This window comes from Citrobacter sp. EC_71 (assembly GCF_019584005.1).
Taxonomy (GTDB): domain Bacteria; phylum Pseudomonadota; class Gammaproteobacteria; order Enterobacterales; family Enterobacteriaceae; genus Citrobacter; species Citrobacter werkmanii.
This window is the reverse complement of sequence record NZ_VDAY01000003.1, coordinates 243,274-262,979: the sequence shown is the minus strand read 5'-3', so window position 1 is coordinate 262,979 and position 19,706 is coordinate 243,274. Positions and strand designations below refer to the sequence as shown.

Below are 19,706 nucleotides of genomic sequence, written 5' to 3'. Positions count from 1 at the left end.
GGGATGTGTTTTGACGCAACAGATATAATGTTTTGATCTGGATAAAACAGAATTGCGATAACAGAAAGGAAGCCCGCCGTTGCCGGCGGGCTGACGAATTAGAACTGGTATACCATACCCAGAGCTACAACGTCATCGGTAGAGATGTTTTGGCGAGTGTAGAAGCTGTCGTCTTCGTCCAGCAGGTTGATTTTGTAATCAACATAGGTGGAGAAGTTTTTGTTGAAGAAGTAAGTTGCACCTACGTCAGCATATTTCACCAGGTCTTTGTCGCCGTCGGTAGAGTTCAGGTCTTTACCTTTAGACATCAGGAAAGAGACTGCCGGACGCAGACCAAAGTCGAACTGGTACTGTGCAGTGACTTCGAAGTTCTGCGTTTTATTGGCTACACCGTTCTTGCCATAAGGAGTCATGTTACGGGTTTCGGAATACATGGTTGCCAGGTAGATGTTGTTAGCATCGTATTTCAGGCCAGTAGTCCACGCGTCAGCTGTATCACCGCCAGCAACGTCGCCTCCAGCTTTACCTGCATTAACCTGATCGTTAGTACGGTCAGACGTGGAGTATGCCGCACCGAAGCTTACACCCATACCCAGATCATAGGTAGAGGAGATACCGAAGCCGTCGCCGTTAGAGTTCTGAATCTTACGGTCGCCACCATTGTTGGTGCCTTCCTGCTCATCACTTGTTTGTTCGTTTGCGCCCTGATACTGCAGTGCAAAGTTCAGACCATCAACCAAACCGAAGAAGTCGGTGTTACGGTAGGTTGCTACGCCGTTAGCACGACCGGTCATGAAGTTATCAGCGTAGGTGTAGGAGTCGCCACCGAACTCAGGCAGCATATCGGTCCAGCCTTCTACGTCGTACAGTACGCCGTAGTTACGACCGTAATCGAATGAACCGTAGTCACCAACTTTAATACCCGCGAATGCCAGACGAGTCCATGAATCGCCTTTATCGCCACTTTCAGTACCGTTAGCCTGAACCTGATATTCCCACTGACCGTAGCCGGTGATCATATCGTTAACCTGAGTTTCACCTTTGAAACCCATACGCATATAAGTCTGATCGCCATCTTTGTTGGCGTCGTCGGAGAAGTAATGCAGACCGTCTACTTTGCCATACAGGTCTAATTTGTTGCCGTCTTTATTATAAACTTCAGCAGCGTGAGCCGCGCCTGCAGCCAGCAGGGCAGGAATTACGAGAGCCAGTACTTTTCTGTTCATTGAAATAATCCTTTAGTTTTTTTATTTAACCTGTGACTACCCATGTAGGGAGTAAAAGCATGCTAAAGGAGAAGTTCCGTAAAGAGATAAATATGAATTGTTACGTTTTAAGTAAAACTTTAAATAAATAATTCTGCAGAAATGGTGATAATTATCATGAATGTATTGGTTTAATATATATAAAATAAAAATTATACAAGTGAATTGTGTTGAGCTATTCTGCGCGTGTTATATGCCTTTATTGTCACGTTTTATTTTTTCGTTGACGTATTGATAGCCAATATTAATTAGCCAGCGAATAAATTGACAAGCCCGAACAACTGTTCGGGCTTTTTTTTTCGTTCCACTTTAACGCTGAGCTAAACGTATTACTCGGTTCCGCTCTTTTCCGCTTTACCTGCCAGTTGCGCCAGGAAATCGTAGCGTTTTTGCAGATCGGCTGTTGCGTCTTTCCACAGCTGTTCAGCAACTTCAGGCTGTTGGGCATTTAAGCGGCGGAAGCGCTGCTCGTTAAGTAAAGTTTCAGCCAGTGCATCTGACGGCGGGCGAGAATCCAGCGCCAATGGCAGTTTACCTTCGTCAGCACGACGCGGATCAAAGCGATACAGCGGCCAGAATCCGGTTGCCGTGAGTTGACGCATCTGATCGTGGCTCAACGCGAGATCATAACCATGCTCCTCGCAAGGGCTATACGCGATAATCAGCGACGGCCCCGGATAGGATTCCGCTTCCTGGATAGCTTTCACCGTCTGGTTCAACTGGGCACCCAGGGAAATCTGCGCGACATAAACATGCCCGTACATCATCATACTGACACCAAGATCTTTACGAGCCTTACGTTTGCCGTGCTCCCCAAATTTAGTGACAGCCCCAAGAGGCGTGGCTTTTGATGCTTGTCCGCCCGTGTTGGAGTAACACTGGGTATCCAGCACCAGAATATTGACGTTCTCGGTCAGGCTCAGGACGTGATCCAGCCCGCCGAAGCCAATATCGTAGGCCCAGCCATCACCGCCAATCAACCAGATGGATTTCTCAACCAGCGCGTCGGCATCGGTTAACAACTGCTGTGCGCCTTCGACATCTTTCAGGTGCTGGCGCAGGGCCGCTACTTGCTCACGACGAACCTCCGGCGTGGCTTCTGCATGCAGCGCGTCATTCAGCTCAGCTGGGATGTTATCGGCAAACTGCTCCAGCAGACGCATAACGCGCACTCGGTGTTGATCCACCGTCAGACGGAAGCCCAGGCCAAACTCGGCGTTATCTTCAAACAGCGAGTTTGCCCATGCTGGCCCACGCCCATTGGCGTCTGTGGTGTAGGGCGTTGAGGGCAGGTTACCGCCATAAATTGATGAACACCCGGTGGCATTCGCAATCAACATCCGGTCACCGTACAGCTGAGTGAGTAGTTTGATATACGGCGTTTCACCACAGCCAGAGCAGGCGCCGGAATATTCAAATAGCGGCGTAATCAGCTGCGAGGTGCGAATATCAATACGTTCCAGTTTGGTGCGATCAATTTCCGGCAGATCGAGGAAGAAGTCATAGTTAACTTTTTCTTCTTCAACATGCTCAAGGCGCGACATCATATTGATGGCCTTGATTTCTGGATTTTGACGATCTTTCGCCGGGCACACTTCGACGCACAGATTACAACCGGTGCAATCCTCTGGCGCGACCTGCAGAACATATTTCTGACCACGCATATCGCGTGATTTCACATCCAGAGAGTGCAGGCTGGCAGGGGCGTTTTCCATCGCTTCTGGGGAAACCACTTTGGCGCGGATTGCCGAGTGCGGGCAAGCGGCAACGCAGTGGTTACATTGCGTACACAGCTCTTCTTTCCAGATGGGGATCTCTTCGGCGATATTACGTTTTTCCCAACGCGTGGTGCCCATTGGCCAGGTACCGTCTGGCGGCAGCGCGGAAACGGGAAGCGCATCACCCAGACCGGCGAGCATTGCTGCGGTGACGGTTTTCACGAAATCTGGTGCGGCATCAGAAACCACCGGTGGGCGGTTGGCGCTATGCGGATCAACCGGCTGCAGGGCCACTTCGGCGACGGATTCACGCGCCAGAGCCAATGCCTGCCAGTTACGTTCGACCAGATCCTGTCCTTTACTGCTGTAGCTTTTCGCAATTGCACCCTGCAATTCGATCAACGCGCTGTCGCCGGGTAAGATTTGCGTCAGGTGGAAGAACGCCATTTGCATCACGGTGTTTATACGCGCCGCCAGACCACACTCACGGGCGATTTTGGCCGCATTAATCACGTAGAAACGGGCTTTCTTCTGATTCAGCACCGCCTGAACTTCCTGTGGCAGACGCGCCCAGACTTCATCCACATTGTATGGGGTATTAAGCAGGAAGATACCGCCTGGTTTCAGGCGCTCGGCCATTTGATACTTATCGATAAATTGCAACTGGTGGCAGCCGACAAAATCGGCTTGTGAAACCAGATACGCTGAGCGAATGGGATGTTCGCTGACGCGCAGGTGGGAAACGGTCAGGCCGCCTGCTTTTTTCGAGTCATACACGAAATAACCCTGCGCATACCACGGCGTAGAGTTACCGATAATCTTGATATTGTTTTTGGTGGCCGACACGCTGCCATCGCTACCCAGGCCGTAAAACAGCGCTTCGAGCTTAGCGGTGCCGGGCAGGGTGTTTTCTGGCAAAGGCAATGACAGGTTGGTGACATCATCATAGATACCGACCGTGAAGCGTGGTTTTGGTTTCGCGCTATTCAGCTCATTAAAGACCGCCATGACGCAGTCGGGTCCAAACTCTTTGGACGAAAGACCATAGCGTCCGCCAATCACACGCGGTAAGGTTTCTCGTTCACCACAGTTAAACGCTTCCGCCAGCGCGGTCATGACATCCAGATATAATGGTTCTGCCTGCGCGCCGGGTTCTTTGGTGCGATCCAGAACGGCGATGCTCCGTACGGTTTCCGGCAGGGCGCGCAGCAAATGTCTGGCAGAGAATGGGCGGAACAGGCGCACTTTCAGCACGCCAACTTTCTCGCCGCGAGCCAGCAGTTCTTCGACGACTTCTTCACAGGTGCCAATCGCCGAGCCCATCAAAATAATGAGGCGTTCTGCCTGCGGATGACCGTAATATTCAAATGGCTGGTACTGGCGACCCGTCGCCGCGGCGAAGTCGTTCATCGCCTGTTCGACGTGATCGTAAACCGCGTTGTACCACGGGTTGGTCGCTTCGCGTGACTGGAAGTAGGTGTCCGGATTCGCTGATGTACCGCGGATAACCGGATGCTCTGGATTTAGCGCCCGAGCGCGGTGAGCATCGATCTCCGCCTGAGGCATCAGTCCGAGGATCGTGTCATCGGCCAGCGGCACAATTTTGTTGATCTCATGCGATGTACGGAAACCATCAAAGAAATGAATAAACGGGACCCGGCTTTTGAGGGTGGCCATTTGCGAAATTAGCGCAAAGTCCTGTGCTTCCTGAACACTGCTGGCGCACAGCATCGCGCATCCCGTCTGACGTACCGCCATCACGTCGGAATGATCGCCAAAGATCGATAACGCGTGAGTCGCAATCGTACGTGCCGCAACGTGCAGAACAAACGGAGTCAGCTGCCCGGCCAGTTTGTACAGCGTTGGGATCATCAGCAGCAGGCCCTGCGATGAAGTAAACGACGTAGAGAGCGCACCGGTCTGCAACGCGCCGTGAACGGTCGCAATCGCACCGCCTTCTGACTGCATTTCTACGACGCGAGGAGTATCCCCCCATACGTTTTTCAGCCCATTTCCAGCCCAGGCATCCGCCTGTTCAGCCATCGTCGAACTGGGCGTAATCGGGTAGATGGCGATAACTTCGCTGGTACGAAATGCGACCGAAGCAACCGCACCATTACCGTCAATTGTTTGCATACTGACACCCTTACATTGCGCAAAAAGGGGGACTCGCGTAACAGCGGCGAATCCTGTAGTTATCCTTCTATTTTAGCAAAAGCCATTCAGGCGCATTTTCGCTTTTGTGTCCCTGGAATTAACAGAATGAATGGTTTGATCAAAAGAGCAGGCAAAAAATTGCCAGAAAATGTAAACAGCGCGCATAAATGCGCATATTGCCTCTCGACGGCAGTGTTTCCGCTGCCTATTATTTATGGCTGTGTCGTTTGGTTAATATTCAGAGGGGAGTAAGATGCGCGCAGCGTTTTGGGTAGGGTGTGCCGCGTTATTATTATCGGCGTGTAGCAGTGAACCTGTTCAGCAGGCAACCGCCGCGCATGTCGCACCGGGCATGAAGGCAGCAATGTCCAGTTCCGGAGAGGCAAATTGCGCCATGGTTGGTGGTTCGCTCTCCGTTGCTCGTCAACTGGATGGCTCAGCCATCGGCATGTGTGCGTTACCCAACGGCAAACGCTGTAGTGAGCAGTCGCTTGCCGCCGGAAGCTGCGGGAGCTATTGAGCCACCGCGTTTATTACATTAAATCCGCAAGTTTATACGTCAGCGTTTGTTCTGCCGTCGCCAGTGTCAACTGGTCAGCAGTCAAATCGACCTGTGCGCCTTGCTTAAACATTTCGCTGACGATGCCGTCGAGCGCGTTAAGCTGTGGATCGGCGCACATCATGCGGGTCATCGCCATATCTTTCACTTTCAATTCGCCGTCGGACAGCTTGCCCTGACCGTGGAATTGATTACACATCTTTCCCGATACCGTCATGTTTTCGCCAAAACTCAATTCGGGTGGGTTGTTGGCGACGGTAACAGCTTTACCATTCACGCTCTGCAAAACGAAACGGTGATGCTGTAACTGGTCGCGATTGACGGAAACTTTTTCGCTGCTCACACAGCCAGCCATCAGTGTGCTGAGGGCAATCAACGTGACAACTTTCTTCATTAAAACTCTCTAAGTTCGTGACCGGAATACATTCAATATAATAATGATACTGACTATTTTATCATCGGCAATTGTCTGAAAATGCCCCCCTAAAGCCAGGGGGCACAAGGATTAGAAGAGGGCGTTTGGACAGGTTTCGCCTTTGGCGATTTGTTCCAGATTTTGCAGCGTCGTTTCAGAAATGCTGGTCAACGCTTCGGCGGTCAGAAACGCCTGATGCCCGGTAAACAGCACGTTATGACAGGCTGACAGACGGCGGAACACATCATCCTGAATCACATCATTGGATTTATCTTCAAAGAACAGGTCGCGTTCGTTTTCATATACGTCCATTCCCAAAGAGCCAATTTTCTGGTTTTTCAGAGCATCGATAGCCGCCTGCGAATCGATTAGCGCCCCGCGACTGGTGTTAATAATCATCACGCCGTTTTTCATTTGCTCAAAGGCTTCCTGATTGAGCAGATGATAATTCTCCGGCGTTAACGGGCAGTGCAGGGAGATAACGTCGGACTCAGCAAACAGCGTTTTAAGATCGACATATTCCACGCCTAATTCCAGAGCCGCGGCGCTTGGGTAGGGATCGAACGCCAGCAGGCGCATACCAAAACCTTTCAGGATCCGCAGCGCAGCAATACCGATTTTACCGGTACCAATCACCCCAGCCGTTTTGCCATACATGGTAAAGCCGGTCAGCCCTTCAAGAGAGAAGTTGGCATCACGGGTACGCTGATACGCGCGATGTATACGGCGATTTAAGGTCATCATCATGCCAATCGCATGCTCAGCGACGGCTTCAGGCGAATAGGCCGGGACGCGTACCACCTGCAGACCGAGCTCTTTTGCCGCGTCGAGATCGACGTTATTGAACCCGGCACAGCGCAGGGCGATATATTTCACACCCAGCTTTTTCAGTTCTTCCAGAACCGGTCGGCTGCCATCGTCGTTGACGAAGATGCATACCGCTTCGCAGCCATGGGCTGTTTTGGCCGTTTTCTCCGTCAGCAGAAAGTCAAAAAATTCAAGTTCAAAACCAAAAGCCTCGTTAACCTGCTGCAGATACTTTTTGTCGTACTGTTTTGTACTATAGATGGCGAGTTTCATAAGACTTTCTCCAGTGATTTTGACGTCACATTAGTTCAATTCAAATTATTTTACAAAATCTAAAAAGTTATTGATAGTCATAGAAGTAATGAATATCTGAAGCGTATCTTTTGTTAGTGTGGGCAGGTTACGCGATTTCAACAACTGGATATTTTCCATCTGTGGAGCAGGTAGTGTGGGTAAAAAGCCAGGTGATTCACATCCAGACAGCTACGCTTATACAGGTAGCAGATATCGGGAGGAGTTATGCTAACTCACTCTGAAGCAAAACGATGGGCCACCTTAATGCTTAAGGCGGCTTTATGCGATGGAATGAAGCCCGAAGAAATTTCCCGCCAGGTGCATCTTGTCTGTGATCATCATGGCAAGGAGTGTCTTGAAGAACTTATAGAAGAAATATTGATAGAGGCTGGTCGGATAGGACCTAAACATAGCGATGGACAACTGAACCATCATTGAGTCCGAGCCCATGTGCCACTATGTTGGAATCATTCCTGACGGCACGTGTAACAGCGTGCCACATAGCGCTGTTATCTATCCTTAATGTGGGCATATCCAGTTAAACATGCCACAATACAGGCCTAAACCGGCTTAAATTTTGCTAAATCAGGATATTAACTACCCATGAAGGGTAAATATAAAGCCGTTCTGGCACTCCTTTTATTATTGATTCTCGTGCCGCTGACGCTGGTGATGACGCTTGGCTTGTGGGTCCCGACCCTGGTGGGCGTCTGGTTACCTGTGGGGACACGTATCGCGCTGGATGAGAGTCCACGGCTGACACGGCATGGGCTGCATATCCCGGAACTCCGCTATCTGGTCGATGATTGCCCGCTGGCGCGCATTACTCAGGCGAACCTGTCCCATCCCAGCCGCTGGTTGCTCAATGTTGGGACAATTGAGCTGGATTCCGCTTGCCTGGCCAAATTACCGCAGACAGAAGCGTCTCCGGCAGCACCCAAAACGCTGGCTGAATGGCAATCGATGCTGCCCAATACCTGGATCAACATCGACAAACTTATTCTTTCTCCCTGGCAGGAATGGCAAGGAAAACTGTCGCTTTCGCTAACGCCCTCTACTCAGCAACTGCGCTACCAGGGTGAAAAGGTTAAATTCCAGGGGCGTCTGCATGGGCAAAATCTGACGGTAAATGAGCTGGATGTCGCTGCATTTGAAGGACAACCGCCGGTAAAACTGGTCGGTGAATTTACTATGCCGCTGGTTCCGGATGGGTTACCAGTGAGCGGTCATGCCGTTGCGACGCTGAGCTTGCCGCAGGAACCCACGCTTGTGGATGCCGAACTGGAGTGGCAAGAAAACAGCGGACAACTGATCGTCATGGCGCGGGATAGTGCCGATCCACTGCTCGATCTTCCGTGGGAAATAACCCGCCAGCAGTTGACCATCAGCGATGGTCGTTGGAACTGGCCCTATCAGGGATTCCCGCTAAGCGGGCGGCTGGGCATGAAAGTTGAAAACTGGCAGGCAGGGCTGGAAAACGCCGTGGTGAGCGGGCGTCTGAACATTCTGACGCAAGGCGATGCCGGTAAAGGAAATGCCGTTTTAACGCTGGGGCCAGGTAAGTTGGGCATCGATAATAACGAGATGCCGTTACAGCTGATCGGCGAAGCGAAACAGGGCGATCTGATCTTCTACGCAAAATTACCCGCCAAACTCACCGGAAGCCTGAACGATCCACAACTGGCGTTTGAGCCAGGGGCGCTGTTGCGTTCGCGGGGGCGGGTAATTGATTCGCTGGATATTGATGAGATTCGTTGGCCGCTGGCGGGCGTAAAGGTAACACAACGCGGTGTGGATGGCCGTCTACAGGCTATTTTGCGTGCGCATGAAAACCAGATGGGGGGCTTTGAACTGCATCTGGATGGTCTGGCAAATGAGTTTCTTCCTGATGCCGGTCGTTGGCAATGGCGCTACTGGGGCGAAGGCAGCTTTACGCCGATGCATGCTCGCTGGGACGTGGCGGGTAAGGGTGAATGGCATGACAACACGCTGAAGCTATTTGATCTCTCCACCGGATTTGATCACCTGCAATACGGGACCATGACGGTGGAAAATCCACGCCTGGTAATGGATGAGCCGATCGTCTGGGTACGGGACGCGACCAAACCGACGTTTAGCGGCGCACTATCACTGGACGCAGGAAAAACCGTCTTCACCGGCGGAAGCGTCTTACCTCCCTCAACGCTAAAGTTCAGCGTGGAAGGCAGCGACCCGACGATTTTCCAGTTCAAGGGCCAGCTTCACGCGGGTGCGATTGGCCCCGTACAGCTAAATGGTCGTTGGGACGGGATCCGTCTGCGCGGACAGGCCTGGTGGCCAAAACAATCACTCACCGTGTTCCAGCCGCTGATCCCGCCTGACTGGAAAATGAAACTGCGTGAAGGTGAGCTCTATGCGCAGGTCGCATTCTCGGCCGCGCCGGAACAGGGCTTTGAAGCAGGCGGTCATGGGGTATTAAAAGGCGGTAGCGCCTGGATGCCTGATAACCAAATTAATGGCGTCGATTTTATCTTGCCGTTTCGGTTTAGCGAAGGCGCATGGCAACTGGGTACGCGTGGGCCTGTTTCACTGCGTATTGCGGAAGTCGTGAATCAGGTGACGGTGAAAAATATTACTGCCGATCTGCAGGGCGCGTACCCCTGGAGTGAAGACAATCCGTTACTGCTGAGCGATGTCAGCGCTGAACTGCTGGGAGGCAAAGTCATCATGCAGCAACTGCGGATGCCACAGCACGACCCAGCCTTATTACGCGTGCAGAATATCTCCTCCAGCGAGCTTATTAGCGCGGTTAACCCCAAGCAATTCGCCATGTCGGGTCCGGTCAGCGGCGCGTTGCCATTATGGTTAGATAACGAAAAGTGGATCATCAAAGACGGCTGGTTAACCAACCCAGGCCCAATGACGCTGCGCATTGATAAAGACACGGCGGATGCCGTCGTTAAAGATAATATGGCGGCTGGCGCGGCAATTAACTGGCTGCGCTATATGGAAATAACCCATTCCTGGACGAAAATAAACCTGGATAACCTGGGTGTCTTAACGATGCAGGCAACCGTTACTGGCAATAGTCGAGTCGATGGCAAAGTGGGGACGGTTAATTTGAATTACACCCACGAGGAAAACATCTTTACGCTATGGCGCAGTTTGCGTTTTGGTGACAATTTACAGGCATGGCTTGAGCAAAATGCAGCGCTGCCGGAAACCCATTGCCTGGAAGGCAAGGAATGTGAGGAACAACAATGAAAACGATAGCCGCCATGCTGAGTTTGCTGGCTTCATCTCTGGTGGTAGGTTGTACCCCAAGAATCGAAGTGGCTGCGCCAAAAGAGCCGATCACGATTAATATGAACGTCAAAATTGAGCATGAAATCCATATCAAAGTTGATAAAGACGTTGAGAGCTTATTGAAATCGCGCAGCGATCTGTTCTGAGGTAATGATGAAAAAACAGCTTGCAGCGATCCTGGTGGCGCTGAGTTTTATCACCAGCAATGCGTGGGCGTTGACCCTGAATGAAGCCAGAACCCAGGGGCGGGTGGGGGAAACACTTAATGGTTATCTGGTGGCATTACAAACCGATGCTGAAACGCAGGCGCTGGTGAGTGAGATTAATAAGGCGCGAAGCGCCAGTTATCAGCAGCTGGCTGAGAGCAATAATATTCCGCCAGACGAAGTGGCAAAAATGGCCGGGCAGAAGTTAGTTGCTCGCGCTAAACCGGGGGAGTATGTCCAGGGTATAAACGGTAAGTGGATGAGGAAATAATAATCATTTCTGAGCGTCGTTGTTGGATTGGTATTACAAGTGGAGGATCCTTCCGGATTATTCATCGACATCGCAATAGTTGCCACACGGCATCAAACTGATGTTGATATAGTTCAACACCGGTCGCGTCGTGGAGTGAAATCATGTGGCTTCTCAAGTGGTATGTCTGGAATCGTTGGGTGTTCAAGCTGTTAAGCCGGGATGTCGCGGAGCCGGAACAATTTTTAGCTCATTGCTGGGAAGAAAATCTGGCGAAATGCAGGGAATATGCCACCATCTGGCGTGATATTAATCGCATTCACGGCAAGCAGGTACATGTGCGGGCAAAGAAGTAGGTACCGAGAATCCCTCCCACCGGATGGTGAGAGGGGGAATTATCAGGCAGCAACCACGCTGTCGATAGCGGCTTTCGCATCGGACTGTGCTTTAGATGCCACTTCCGGGCCGTAAGCGATACCTTCAGCAAAGACAACGTTCACGTCGGTGATACCGATAAAGCCCAGGAACACGTTCAGGTACGGTGTGATCAGGTCAGTCGGCGTATCTTTATGAATACCACCACGGCTGGTCAGCACCACTGCGCGTTTACCGGTCACCAGACCTTCCGGACCTTTCTCGGTATAACGGAAGGTCACGCCAGCACGGGCAATCAGGTCAAAGTAGTTTTTGAGTTGCGTCGGAATGTTGAAGTTATACATCGGCGCGGCGATAACAATCACATCATGCGCTTTCAGTTCAGCGATCAACTCGTCAGACAGCGCCAGCGCTTCTTGCTGACGCGGCGTCAGCGGCGCATCGCTTGGGCGCAGCGCACCCACCAGTTCGCCATCCAGCACCGGAACAGGATTTGCAGCCAGGTCGCGGACGGTGATTTCATCAGCAGAGTGCTTTTCACGCCACTGTTCAACAAAATAATCAGACAACTGACCAGACTGAGAGTACCCTGCCAGAATACTGGATTTAAGAACTAATACCTTGCTCATGGGTGTTTCCTTTTATGTGTTTGAAGGGGTAGTGCCCCGTTGCTTGTTGACACTTTATTCACAATCCTGTCGCAGTGATAGCGCAATATATCGAATCCTATGTTCGAAATTATTGAACAACACATAAAAAGCCCCGATGTGGTACTCTATATCTATCATCTAAAAGAGATTTAACCCGGCAGAACTCTGCCTTTTAACGCTATGACAGAACAACCAAAATTAACCTTCAACATGCTGCAACAACAGCTGGACTCGCTGATGCTGCGCGACAGGCAGCGTTTTGCGCGCCGTTTGCACGGCGTGAAGAAGGTTAAAAATCCTGATGCACAACAGGCCATTTACCAGGAGATGGCAAAAGAGATCGACCAGGCAGCCGGTAAAGTTGTGCTGCGTGAAGCGGCGCGTCCGGTCATCAGCTACCCGGAAAACCTGCCCGTCAGCCAGAAAAAACAGGATATTCTGGAAGCCATTCGCGACCATCAGGTGGTGATTGTGGCTGGTGAGACCGGTTCAGGTAAAACCACCCAGTTGCCGAAAATCTGTATGGAACTGGGACGCGGGGTAAAAGGGCTGATCGGCCATACCCAGCCGCGTCGTCTGGCGGCGCGTACTGTGGCGAACCGTATCGCGGAAGAGCTGCAAACCGAGCCGGGCGGCTGTATCGGTTATAAAGTCCGTTTTAGCGATCATGTTAGTGACAACACCATGGTTAAGCTGATGACGGACGGTATCCTGCTGGCAGAAATCCAGCAGGATCGGCTGCTAATGCAGTACGACACCATCATCATCGATGAAGCGCATGAACGCAGCCTGAACATTGATTTTCTGCTTGGCTACCTGAAAGAACTTCTGCCGCGTCGTCCGGATCTAAAGATTATCATCACTTCGGCGACCATTGACCCGGAACGCTTTTCTAAGCATTTCAACAATGCGCCGATTATCGAAGTCTCTGGCCGAACCTATCCGGTGGAAGTACGCTATCGACCGATTGTTGAAGACGCAGATGACACTGAGCGCGATCAGCTACAGGCAATTTTTGATGCCGTAGATGAGTTAGGGCGTGAAAGTCAGGGCGACATTCTGATCTTCATGAGCGGCGAGCGCGAAATCCGCGACACCGCCGATGCCCTGAATAAGCTGGATTTGCGTCACACCGAAGTGCTGCCACTGTATGCGCGTCTCTCCAATAGCGAGCAGAACCGTGTATTCCAGTCACACAGCGGTCGTCGTATTGTGCTGGCCACCAACGTGGCGGAAACCTCGCTGACCGTACCGGGCATCAAGTATGTGATTGACCCGGGCACTGCGCGTATTAGTCGTTACAGTTACCGCACTAAAGTCCAGCGTTTGCCGATTGAACCGGTGTCGCAGGCCTCTGCCAACCAGCGTAAAGGCCGCTGCGGTCGTGTTTCAGAAGGGATCTGTATTCGTCTGTATTCTGAGGACGACTTCCTGTCGCGTCCGGAGTTTACCGATCCGGAGATCCTGCGTACCAACCTGGCGTCCGTTATTTTGCAGATGACCGCGCTGGGGTTGGGGGATATCGCGGCGTTCCCGTTTGTTGAAGCGCCGGATAAACGCAATATTCAGGACGGGGTGCGCCTGCTCGAAGAGCTGGGGGCGATAACCACCGACGAACAGGCAACCGCTTATAAGTTAACGCCGTTGGGCCGTCAGCTGTCGCAACTGCCGGTGGATCCGCGTCTGGCGCGTATGGTGCTGGAAGCGCAAAAACATGGCTGTGTGCGTGAGGCAATGATCATCACCTCGGCGCTGTCCATTCAGGATCCGCGCGAGCGCCCAATGGACAAGCAGCAAGCTTCCGACGAGAAGCACCGCCGCTTCCATGACAAAGAGTCTGATTTCCTGGCGTTTGTGAACTTATGGAATTACCTCGGCGAGCAGCAAAAAGCGTTGTCGTCAAACCAGTTCCGCCGTCAGTGTAAAGTCGACTTTCTTAATTATCTGCGCGTACGTGAATGGCAGGATATCTACACGCAACTGCGCCAGGTGGTAAAAGAGTTAGGGATCCCGGTTAACAGCGAACCTGCTGAATACCGGGAAATCCACGTCGCATTGTTGACCGGTTTACTGTCGCATATCGGGATGAAAGATGCCGATAAACAGGAGTTTACCGGTGCGCGTAACGCCCGCTTCTCGATCTTTCCGGGCTCCGGTCTATTCAAAAAACCGCCGAAGTGGACAATGGTGGCAGAACTGGTGGAAACCAGTCGCCTGTGGGGACGTATTGCCGCACGTATCGAGCCCGAGTGGGTGGAACCAGTTGCGCAGCATCTGATTAAACGTTCATACAGCGAACCGCACTGGGAACGCGCGCAGGGCGCGGTCATGGCGACAGAAAAGGTCACCGTCTACGGCTTACCGATTGTTGCTGCCCGTAAGGTGAACTACAGCCAGATCGATCCGGCGCTGTCGCGTGAACTGTTCATTCGTCATGCGCTGGTGGAGGGTGACTGGCAAACGCGCCATGCTTTCTTCCGTGACAACCTGAAGCTACGGGCTGAGGTGGAAGAGTTAGAGCATAAATCGCGCCGTCGCGACATCCTGGTCGATGATGAGACGCTGTTTGAGTTTTACGACCAGCGTATTAGCCATGATGTGGTTTCTGCCCGCCACTTCGATAGCTGGTGGAAGAAAGTCTCCCGCGAGACCCCGGACCTGCTCAACTTTGAAAAGAGCATGCTTATCAAAGAGGGCGCGGAAAAAATCAGTAAGCTGGATTATCCGAACTTCTGGCACCAGGGCAATCTCAAACTGCGTTTGAGCTACCAGTTCGAACCGGGAGCCGATGCGGACGGTGTGACCGTGCATATTCCGCTCCCACTGCTCAATCAGATCGAAGAGAGCGGTTTTGAATGGCAAATTCCAGGCCTGCGCCGCGAGCTGGTGATCGCCCTGATTAAGTCGCTGCCGAAACCGGTACGACGTAATTTTGTGCCTGCTCCGAACTATGCTGAGGCATTTTTAGGCCGCGTGACGCCGCTGGAACTGCCGCTGCTGGACGCGCTGGAACGTGAACTGCGCCGGATGACCGGTGTCACCGTTGACCGCGATGACTGGCATTGGGATCAGGTACCCGATCACCTAAAAATTACCTTCCGGGTGGTGGATGATAAGAACAAGAAGCTACAGGAAGGGCGTTCGCTACAGGATCTGAAAGACGCCTTGAAGGGTAAGGTTCAGGAAACGCTGTCCGCGGTGGCGGATGACGGTATCGAACAGAGCGGATTGCATATCTGGAGCTTCGGGCAGCTTCCGGAAAGTTACGAGCAAAAACGCGGTAACTATAAGGTAAAAGCGTGGCCAGCGCTGGTCGATGAGCGTGACAGCGTTGCCATCAAATTGTTTGATAATCCGCTGGAGCAGCAACAGGCCATGTGGTGCGGTTTACGCCGCCTGTTGCTGTTAAATATTCCTTCGCCGATTAAATACTTACACGAGAAGTTGCCTAACAAAGCCAAGCTGGGGCTGTATTTTAACCCGTATGGCAAAGTGCTGGATTTGATTGACGACTGTATCTCCTGCGGTGTGGATCGGTTGATCGACGCCCATGGTGGTCCCGTGTGGACGGAAGAGGGCTTTGCGGCGTTGCATGAGAAGGTGCGGGCTGAACTGAACGATACGGTGGTGGATATCGCGAAGCAGGTCGAACAGATCCTGACCGCGGTGTTTAATATCAATAAACGTCTGAAAGGGCGTGTGGATATGACCATGGCGTTAGGGCTTTCAGATATCAAAGCGCAAATGAGCGGGCTGGTGTACCGCGGATTTGTCACTGGTAATGGTTTCAAACGCCTGGGCGATACGTTGCGTTATTTGCAGGCTATTGAAAAGCGTCTGGAAAAACTGGCCATCGATCCACACCGCGACCGCGCACAGATGCTGAAAGTGGATAGTGTGCAGCAGGCCTGGCAGCAATGGTTCAATAAACTGCCGCCTGCACGCCGTGAAGATGACGACGTCAAAGAGATCCGCTGGATGATAGAAGAGCTGCGCGTCAGCTACTTTGCCCAGCAGCTTGGTACGCCGTATCCTATTTCAGATAAACGTATTCTGCAGGCGATGGATCAGATCACGGGTTAACGCGGTGCGGGACTGTAGGCCGGACACGGCGTAGCCGCCATCCGGCCTCTGTACCCGGTAAAGAATAAACACCAGGAGTCATGAATATGAGTCAGTTTCCGACGCTTTCCGCGACCACGCTGGCGGCGATCAATACTGTAGGGCAATGGCTGGCGCAGAGCGATTTTACGGGGGAGATCACGGTTCAGTCAGATTGCGTAATTCTGGCGGGGAACGCGGTGATCCCGACCATCGACGCCGCTTGTCGGATCGCGAAAGACCAACAGGTCCCCTTATTGATTAGTGGGGGCATAGGCCATTCCACGCGCTTTCTGTATGACGCGATTGCCCGACATCCTCGCTACAATATCATTCGAACCACCGGACGTGCAGAAGCGGCGATCCTTGCCGATATCGCTCACCAGTTCTGGCACATTCCGGGGGAGAAGATTTGGGTGGAAGACCAGTCAACAAACTGCGGTGAGAATGCCCGATTTAGCTGTGCGTTACTGAGCCAGGCGACAGAAAGCATTCATACCGTCATTGTGGTACAGGATCCGACCATGCAACGCCGCACGATGGCCACGTTTCAGCGCGTAACCCGCGATGAGCCGCATGCACCGCGCTGGTTGGGTTTCCCGGGATTCGTCCCGGAGTTGGTCCAACAGCGCGACGGCGTGGACTTTGCGCCAACGGTCGAAGGCCTATGGTCGGTGGATCGCTATCTTTCGCTCATTACCGGCGAGTTGCCGCGCCTGCGGGACGATGTTAATGGCTATGGTCCCTGTGGCCGCGATTTTATCGTGCATGTGGATATTCCAGGTAACGTTGAGGCAGCCTGGCAGCAACTGAAAAGCGATACCACGTTGTCAGACTTACTGGAGAGCCGCTCTCTGTGATCTCCGCTGCCCGTTTGTAAGCGTTTTGCTGCAAACGGGCATAAATCCCGCCCGTTTTTTCCTTTCATCATCGCTTTGCCAGGCGCTTTTATGAAGCTGCTCACAGAACAGTCACTGTCGTGATAATTCGTCAGGCATGATTGATATTAATTAACAATAGTTTTACTTGTTAAAAACAAATCAATCACAGGAGAAGCGCATGTCAGTACCCGTACAACATCCTATGTATATCGATGGGCAGTTTGTGACCTGGCACGATGACGCCTGGATTGATGTCGTCAATCCGGCCACGGAAGAGGTTATCTCACGTATTCCGGATGGACGTGCCGAAGATGCGCGTAAAGCGATAGACGCCGCCCAGCGCGCTCAGCCTGAATGGGAAGCGCTGCCTGCCATTGAACGGGCGAACTGGCTACGCAAAATATCTGCGGGTATCCGTCAACGCGCCAGCGAAATTAGCGCATTGATAGTGGCTGAAGGTGGGAAAATACAGCAACTGGCCGATGTTGAAGTCGCATTTACCGCCGATTATATCGATTACATGGCGGAGTGGGCACGTCGTTATGAAGGCGAGATCCTGCAAAGCGATCGCCCGGGCGAAAATATCCTGCTGTTTAAGCGCGCTCTGGGCGTGACGACGGGCATTCTACCGTGGAATTTTCCGTTCTTCCTGATTGCTCGCAAACTGGCCCCCGCGCTGTTGACGGGCAATACCATTGTTATTAAACCGAGTGAGTTTACGCCCAACAATGCCATCGCTTTTGCCAAAATTGTTGATGATATCGGCTTGCCGCGCGGGGTATTTAATCTGGTCCTTGGACGCGGTGAAACGGTCGGCCAGGAACTGGCCGGAAACCCGAAAGTCGCAATGGTCAGCATGACCGGTAGCGTTGGCGCGGGCGAGAAAATTATGGCTGCAGCGGCCAAAAACATCACTAAAGTCTGCCTGGAACTGGGGGGGAAAGCCCCGGCGATCGTGATGGATGATGCTGACCTTGAACTGGCCGTGAAGGCAATTGTTGACTCACGGGTGATCAATACCGGACAGGTATGCAACTGTGCCGAACGTGTGTACGTCCAGAAAGGTATTTATGACCAGTTCGTTAATCGCCTGGGGGAAGCGATGAAAGCTGTACAGTTCGGCAATCCGGCTGTGCGCAATGACATTGCGATGGGACCGTTGATTAACGCCGCTGCGCTGGAACGAGTAGAGCAGAAAGTTGCGCGAGCGGTGCAGGAGGGGGCCAGAGTGGTGCTGGGCGGTAAGGCGGTAGAAGGCAAAGGCTATTACTATCCACCGACATTACTGTTAGATGTGCGCCAGGAGATGGCGATTATGCACGAGGAGACATTTGGTCCGGTGCTGCCTGTGGTGGCGTTTAATACGCTGGAAGAGGCGTTGACGATGGCCAACGACAGCGATTATGGATTGACCTCATCGATTTACACGCAAAATCTGAACACGGCGATGAAAGCGATTAAGGGGCTGAAGTTTGGCGAAACCTATATTAACCGTGAAAACTTCGAGGCAATGCAGGGCTTCCACGCAGGGTGGCGCAAGTCCGGGATTGGCGGGGCAGACGGTAAACACGGTCTGAACGAATATCTGCAAACGCAGGTGGTTTATCTGCAGTCCTAAGTTTTTAGCCGGGTGAGTTTGTACGTCACCCGGCGCAATTCTTACACTTTGGCGGCTATACCGTTCATTCGACCTCCGCCACAACGTCAGAGCTTGATAAATTTATCCAGCGTACGAATAAGTTGGGTCACAAAACCGTACTCGTTATCGTACCAGGCGACGGTTTTTACCAGTTGCAGATCGCCCACTTCGGTAATCTCGGTTTGTGTCGCATCAAATACCGAACCGAAATGTGAGCCAATCACATCTGACGAGACAATCTCCTCGTCGGTATAGCCAAATGACTCATTATTCAGCGTGGCTTTTTTCAGCGCGTCATTAACCTCTTCAGCGGTAACCTTTTTACCCAATACCGATACCAGTTCCGTGACGGATCCGGTTTTCACCGGTACGCGCTGGGCGTGGCCTTTTAATTTTCCGCTCAATGCCGGAATCACCAGGCCAATCGCTTTCGCCGCACCGGTGGTATGGGGAATGATGTTCTCTGCCGCCGCCCGCGAGGCGCGCAGATCTTTTCCGCGAGGGCCATCTACCAGCGATTGTGTCCCCGTGTAGGCATGGATGGTTGTCATGGTGCCCAGTTGAATACCGAAGTTGTCATGCAGAGCTTTCGCCATCGGCGCCAGGCAGTTAGTGGTGCACGATGCGACAGAGATAATTCGATCGTTCGCATCCATCGTGTCGTCGTTCACGTTAAAAACAATGGTTTTCATGTCCCCGGCAGGGGCGGATATCAGGACTTTTTTGGCGCCTGCGTCCAGGTGCGCGTTGGCTTTTTCTGTTGAGGTGTAAAAACCGGTGCATTCGATGATGATCTCTGCGCCAGTGGCTTTCCACGGAATATTTTTGGCCTCTTTTTCTGCATAAACAGCGATTCTTTTACCGTCGACAATCAGCGCGTCTTCGGTAAAGTCGATACTCCAGGGAAATGGACCGTAATTTGAGTCGTGTTTTAACAGATAGGCGAGAATTTTGGGCGAGGTCAGGTCATTAATGGCGACGACCTCCACGCTGCTTTTGACCTCCAGTAGTCGACGCAATACCAGACGACCGATACGACCAAAACCGTTAATGCCAATTTTACTCATGGTTTTCTCCTGTCAGGATGAGGCGGTACGACATATT

The 19,706-nt window shown here is 52.2% G+C and carries 15 protein-coding genes; 9 read left to right on the top strand and 6 right to left on the bottom strand.

The window, feature by feature from the left end:
- Window positions 1-98: 98 nt before the first annotated feature.
- Complete coding sequence (gene ompC / locus FHD02_RS04740; protein ID WP_220393638.1) at window positions 99-1,226, bottom strand: porin OmpC; 1,128 nt, start codon at window positions 1,224-1,226, stop codon at window positions 99-101.
- Window positions 1,227-1,594: 368 nt separating this feature from the next.
- The gene (gene nifJ, locus FHD02_RS04735) at window positions 1,595-5,119 is read right to left on the bottom strand and encodes a pyruvate:ferredoxin (flavodoxin) oxidoreductase (protein WP_220393637.1); all 3,525 of its coding nucleotides are present in this window, start codon (window positions 5,117-5,119) and stop codon (window positions 1,595-1,597) included.
- Window positions 5,120-5,393: 274 nt separating this feature from the next.
- On the opposite strand from nifJ, the gene FHD02_RS04730 reads away from it, so the two are divergent.
- Window positions 5,394-5,660 (top strand): DUF333 domain-containing protein, encoded by a 267-nt coding sequence (locus FHD02_RS04730; RefSeq protein ID WP_137370667.1) that lies wholly within the window; start codon window positions 5,394-5,396, stop codon window positions 5,658-5,660.
- A 13-nt stretch (window positions 5,661-5,673) separates the two neighbouring features.
- Here FHD02_RS04730 and hslJ read toward each other — a convergent pair whose 3' ends face one another.
- Together hslJ and FHD02_RS04720 are read right to left on the bottom strand one after the other, a co-directional pair.
- Window positions 5,674-6,093, bottom strand: a complete 420-nt coding sequence (hslJ, locus tag FHD02_RS04725) for a heat shock protein HslJ (protein ID WP_137370668.1) — start codon at window positions 6,091-6,093, stop codon at window positions 5,674-5,676.
- Between the two features lie 111 nt (window positions 6,094-6,204).
- Window positions 6,205-7,194 (bottom strand): 2-hydroxyacid dehydrogenase, encoded by a 990-nt coding sequence (locus FHD02_RS04720; protein WP_137370669.1) that lies wholly within the window; start codon window positions 7,192-7,194, stop codon window positions 6,205-6,207.
- Between the two features lie 246 nt (window positions 7,195-7,440).
- Here FHD02_RS04720 and FHD02_RS04715 point away from each other — a divergent pair, with 246 nt between their 5' ends.
- The 5 genes from FHD02_RS04715 to FHD02_RS04695 all read left to right on the top strand — a co-directional run bounded on the left by FHD02_RS04715 (window position 7,441) and on the right by FHD02_RS04695 (window position 11,312).
- Window positions 7,441-7,653 carry a hypothetical protein gene (locus FHD02_RS04715; RefSeq protein ID WP_074458538.1) on the top strand — a complete coding sequence of 71 codons (213 nt, stop codon included), beginning with the start codon at window positions 7,441-7,443 and terminating at the stop codon, window positions 7,651-7,653.
- Window positions 7,654-7,818: 165 nt separating this feature from the next.
- Window positions 7,819-10,458 (top strand): YdbH family protein, encoded by a 2,640-nt coding sequence (locus tag FHD02_RS04710; protein WP_220393636.1) that lies wholly within the window; start codon window positions 7,819-7,821, stop codon window positions 10,456-10,458.
- Window positions 10,455-10,646, top strand: a complete 192-nt coding sequence (locus FHD02_RS04705) for a YnbE family lipoprotein (protein ID WP_042308207.1) — start codon at window positions 10,455-10,457, stop codon at window positions 10,644-10,646. The genes FHD02_RS04710 and FHD02_RS04705 overlap by 4 nt, the downstream gene beginning before the upstream one ends.
- 7 nt (window positions 10,647-10,653) lie before the next feature.
- Complete coding sequence (locus tag FHD02_RS04700; protein ID WP_137370678.1) at window positions 10,654-10,977, top strand: YdbL family protein; 324 nt, start codon at window positions 10,654-10,656, stop codon at window positions 10,975-10,977.
- A 143-nt stretch (window positions 10,978-11,120) separates the two neighbouring features.
- Entirely contained in the window at window positions 11,121-11,312 is a 192-nt protein-coding gene (locus FHD02_RS04695) for a hypothetical protein (protein WP_137365473.1), read from the top strand.
- A gap of 42 nt (window positions 11,313-11,354) precedes the next feature.
- Here the strand turns inward: FHD02_RS04695 and azoR are convergent, their stop codons facing one another.
- Entirely contained in the window at window positions 11,355-11,960 is a 606-nt protein-coding gene (gene azoR, locus FHD02_RS04690; RefSeq protein WP_006684422.1) for an FMN-dependent NADH-azoreductase, read from the bottom strand.
- Between the two features lie 201 nt (window positions 11,961-12,161).
- On the opposite strand from azoR, the gene hrpA reads away from it, so the two are divergent.
- From hrpA to aldA, 3 genes are all read left to right on the top strand, one after another.
- On the top strand, window positions 12,162-16,064 hold the full coding sequence (gene hrpA / locus FHD02_RS04685; protein ID WP_220393635.1) for an ATP-dependent RNA helicase HrpA: 3,903 nt from the start codon (window positions 12,162-12,164) through the stop codon (window positions 16,062-16,064).
- An 80-nt stretch (window positions 16,065-16,144) separates the two neighbouring features.
- Entirely contained in the window at window positions 16,145-16,942 is a 798-nt protein-coding gene (locus FHD02_RS04680; RefSeq protein WP_170975148.1) for a YdcF family protein, read from the top strand.
- Between the two features lie 199 nt (window positions 16,943-17,141).
- Window positions 17,142-18,581 (top strand): aldehyde dehydrogenase, encoded by a 1,440-nt coding sequence (gene aldA, locus FHD02_RS04675; protein WP_079224067.1) that lies wholly within the window; start codon window positions 17,142-17,144, stop codon window positions 18,579-18,581.
- Between the two features lie 86 nt (window positions 18,582-18,667).
- On the opposite strand, the gene gap is transcribed toward aldA, so the two are convergent.
- On the bottom strand, window positions 18,668-19,669 hold the full coding sequence (gap, locus tag FHD02_RS04670; protein WP_220393634.1) for a type I glyceraldehyde-3-phosphate dehydrogenase: 1,002 nt from the start codon (window positions 19,667-19,669) through the stop codon (window positions 18,668-18,670).
- Between the last annotated feature and the right edge of the window lie 37 nt (window positions 19,670-19,706).

Bases quoted from the DNA above. Each gene is read 5' to 3' on its own strand.
- FHD02_RS04695 (WP_137365473.1), top strand. From the start codon at position 11,121: ATGTGGCTTCTCAAGTGGTATGTCTGGAATCGTTGGGTGTTCAAGCTG.
- aldA (WP_079224067.1), top strand. From the start codon at position 17,142: ATGTCAGTACCCGTACAACATCCTATGTATATCGATGGGCAGTTTGTG.
- hslJ (WP_137370668.1), bottom strand. From the start codon at position 6,093: ATGAAGAAAGTTGTCACGTTGATTGCCCTCAGCACACTGATGGCTGGC.
- FHD02_RS04710 (WP_220393636.1), top strand. From the start codon at position 7,819: ATGAAGGGTAAATATAAAGCCGTTCTGGCACTCCTTTTATTATTGATT.
- nifJ (WP_220393637.1), bottom strand. From the start codon at position 5,119: ATGCAAACAATTGACGGTAATGGTGCGGTTGCTTCGGTCGCATTTCGT.
- FHD02_RS04700 (WP_137370678.1), top strand. From the start codon at position 10,654: ATGAAAAAACAGCTTGCAGCGATCCTGGTGGCGCTGAGTTTTATCACC.
- FHD02_RS04680 (WP_170975148.1), top strand. From the start codon at position 16,145: ATGAATATGAGTCAGTTTCCGACGCTTTCCGCGACCACGCTGGCGGCG.
- azoR (WP_006684422.1), bottom strand. From the start codon at position 11,960: ATGAGCAAGGTATTAGTTCTTAAATCCAGTATTCTGGCAGGGTACTCT.
- FHD02_RS04705 (WP_042308207.1), top strand. From the start codon at position 10,455: ATGAAAACGATAGCCGCCATGCTGAGTTTGCTGGCTTCATCTCTGGTG.
- FHD02_RS04720 (WP_137370669.1), bottom strand. From the start codon at position 7,194: ATGAAACTCGCCATCTATAGTACAAAACAGTACGACAAAAAGTATCTG.
- FHD02_RS04730 (WP_137370667.1), top strand. From the start codon at position 5,394: ATGCGCGCAGCGTTTTGGGTAGGGTGTGCCGCGTTATTATTATCGGCG.
- FHD02_RS04715 (WP_074458538.1), top strand. From the start codon at position 7,441: ATGCTAACTCACTCTGAAGCAAAACGATGGGCCACCTTAATGCTTAAG.
- gap (WP_220393634.1), bottom strand. From the start codon at position 19,669: ATGAGTAAAATTGGCATTAACGGTTTTGGTCGTATCGGTCGTCTGGTA.
- ompC (WP_220393638.1), bottom strand. From the start codon at position 1,226: ATGAACAGAAAAGTACTGGCTCTCGTAATTCCTGCCCTGCTGGCTGCA.
- hrpA (WP_220393635.1), top strand. From the start codon at position 12,162: ATGACAGAACAACCAAAATTAACCTTCAACATGCTGCAACAACAGCTG.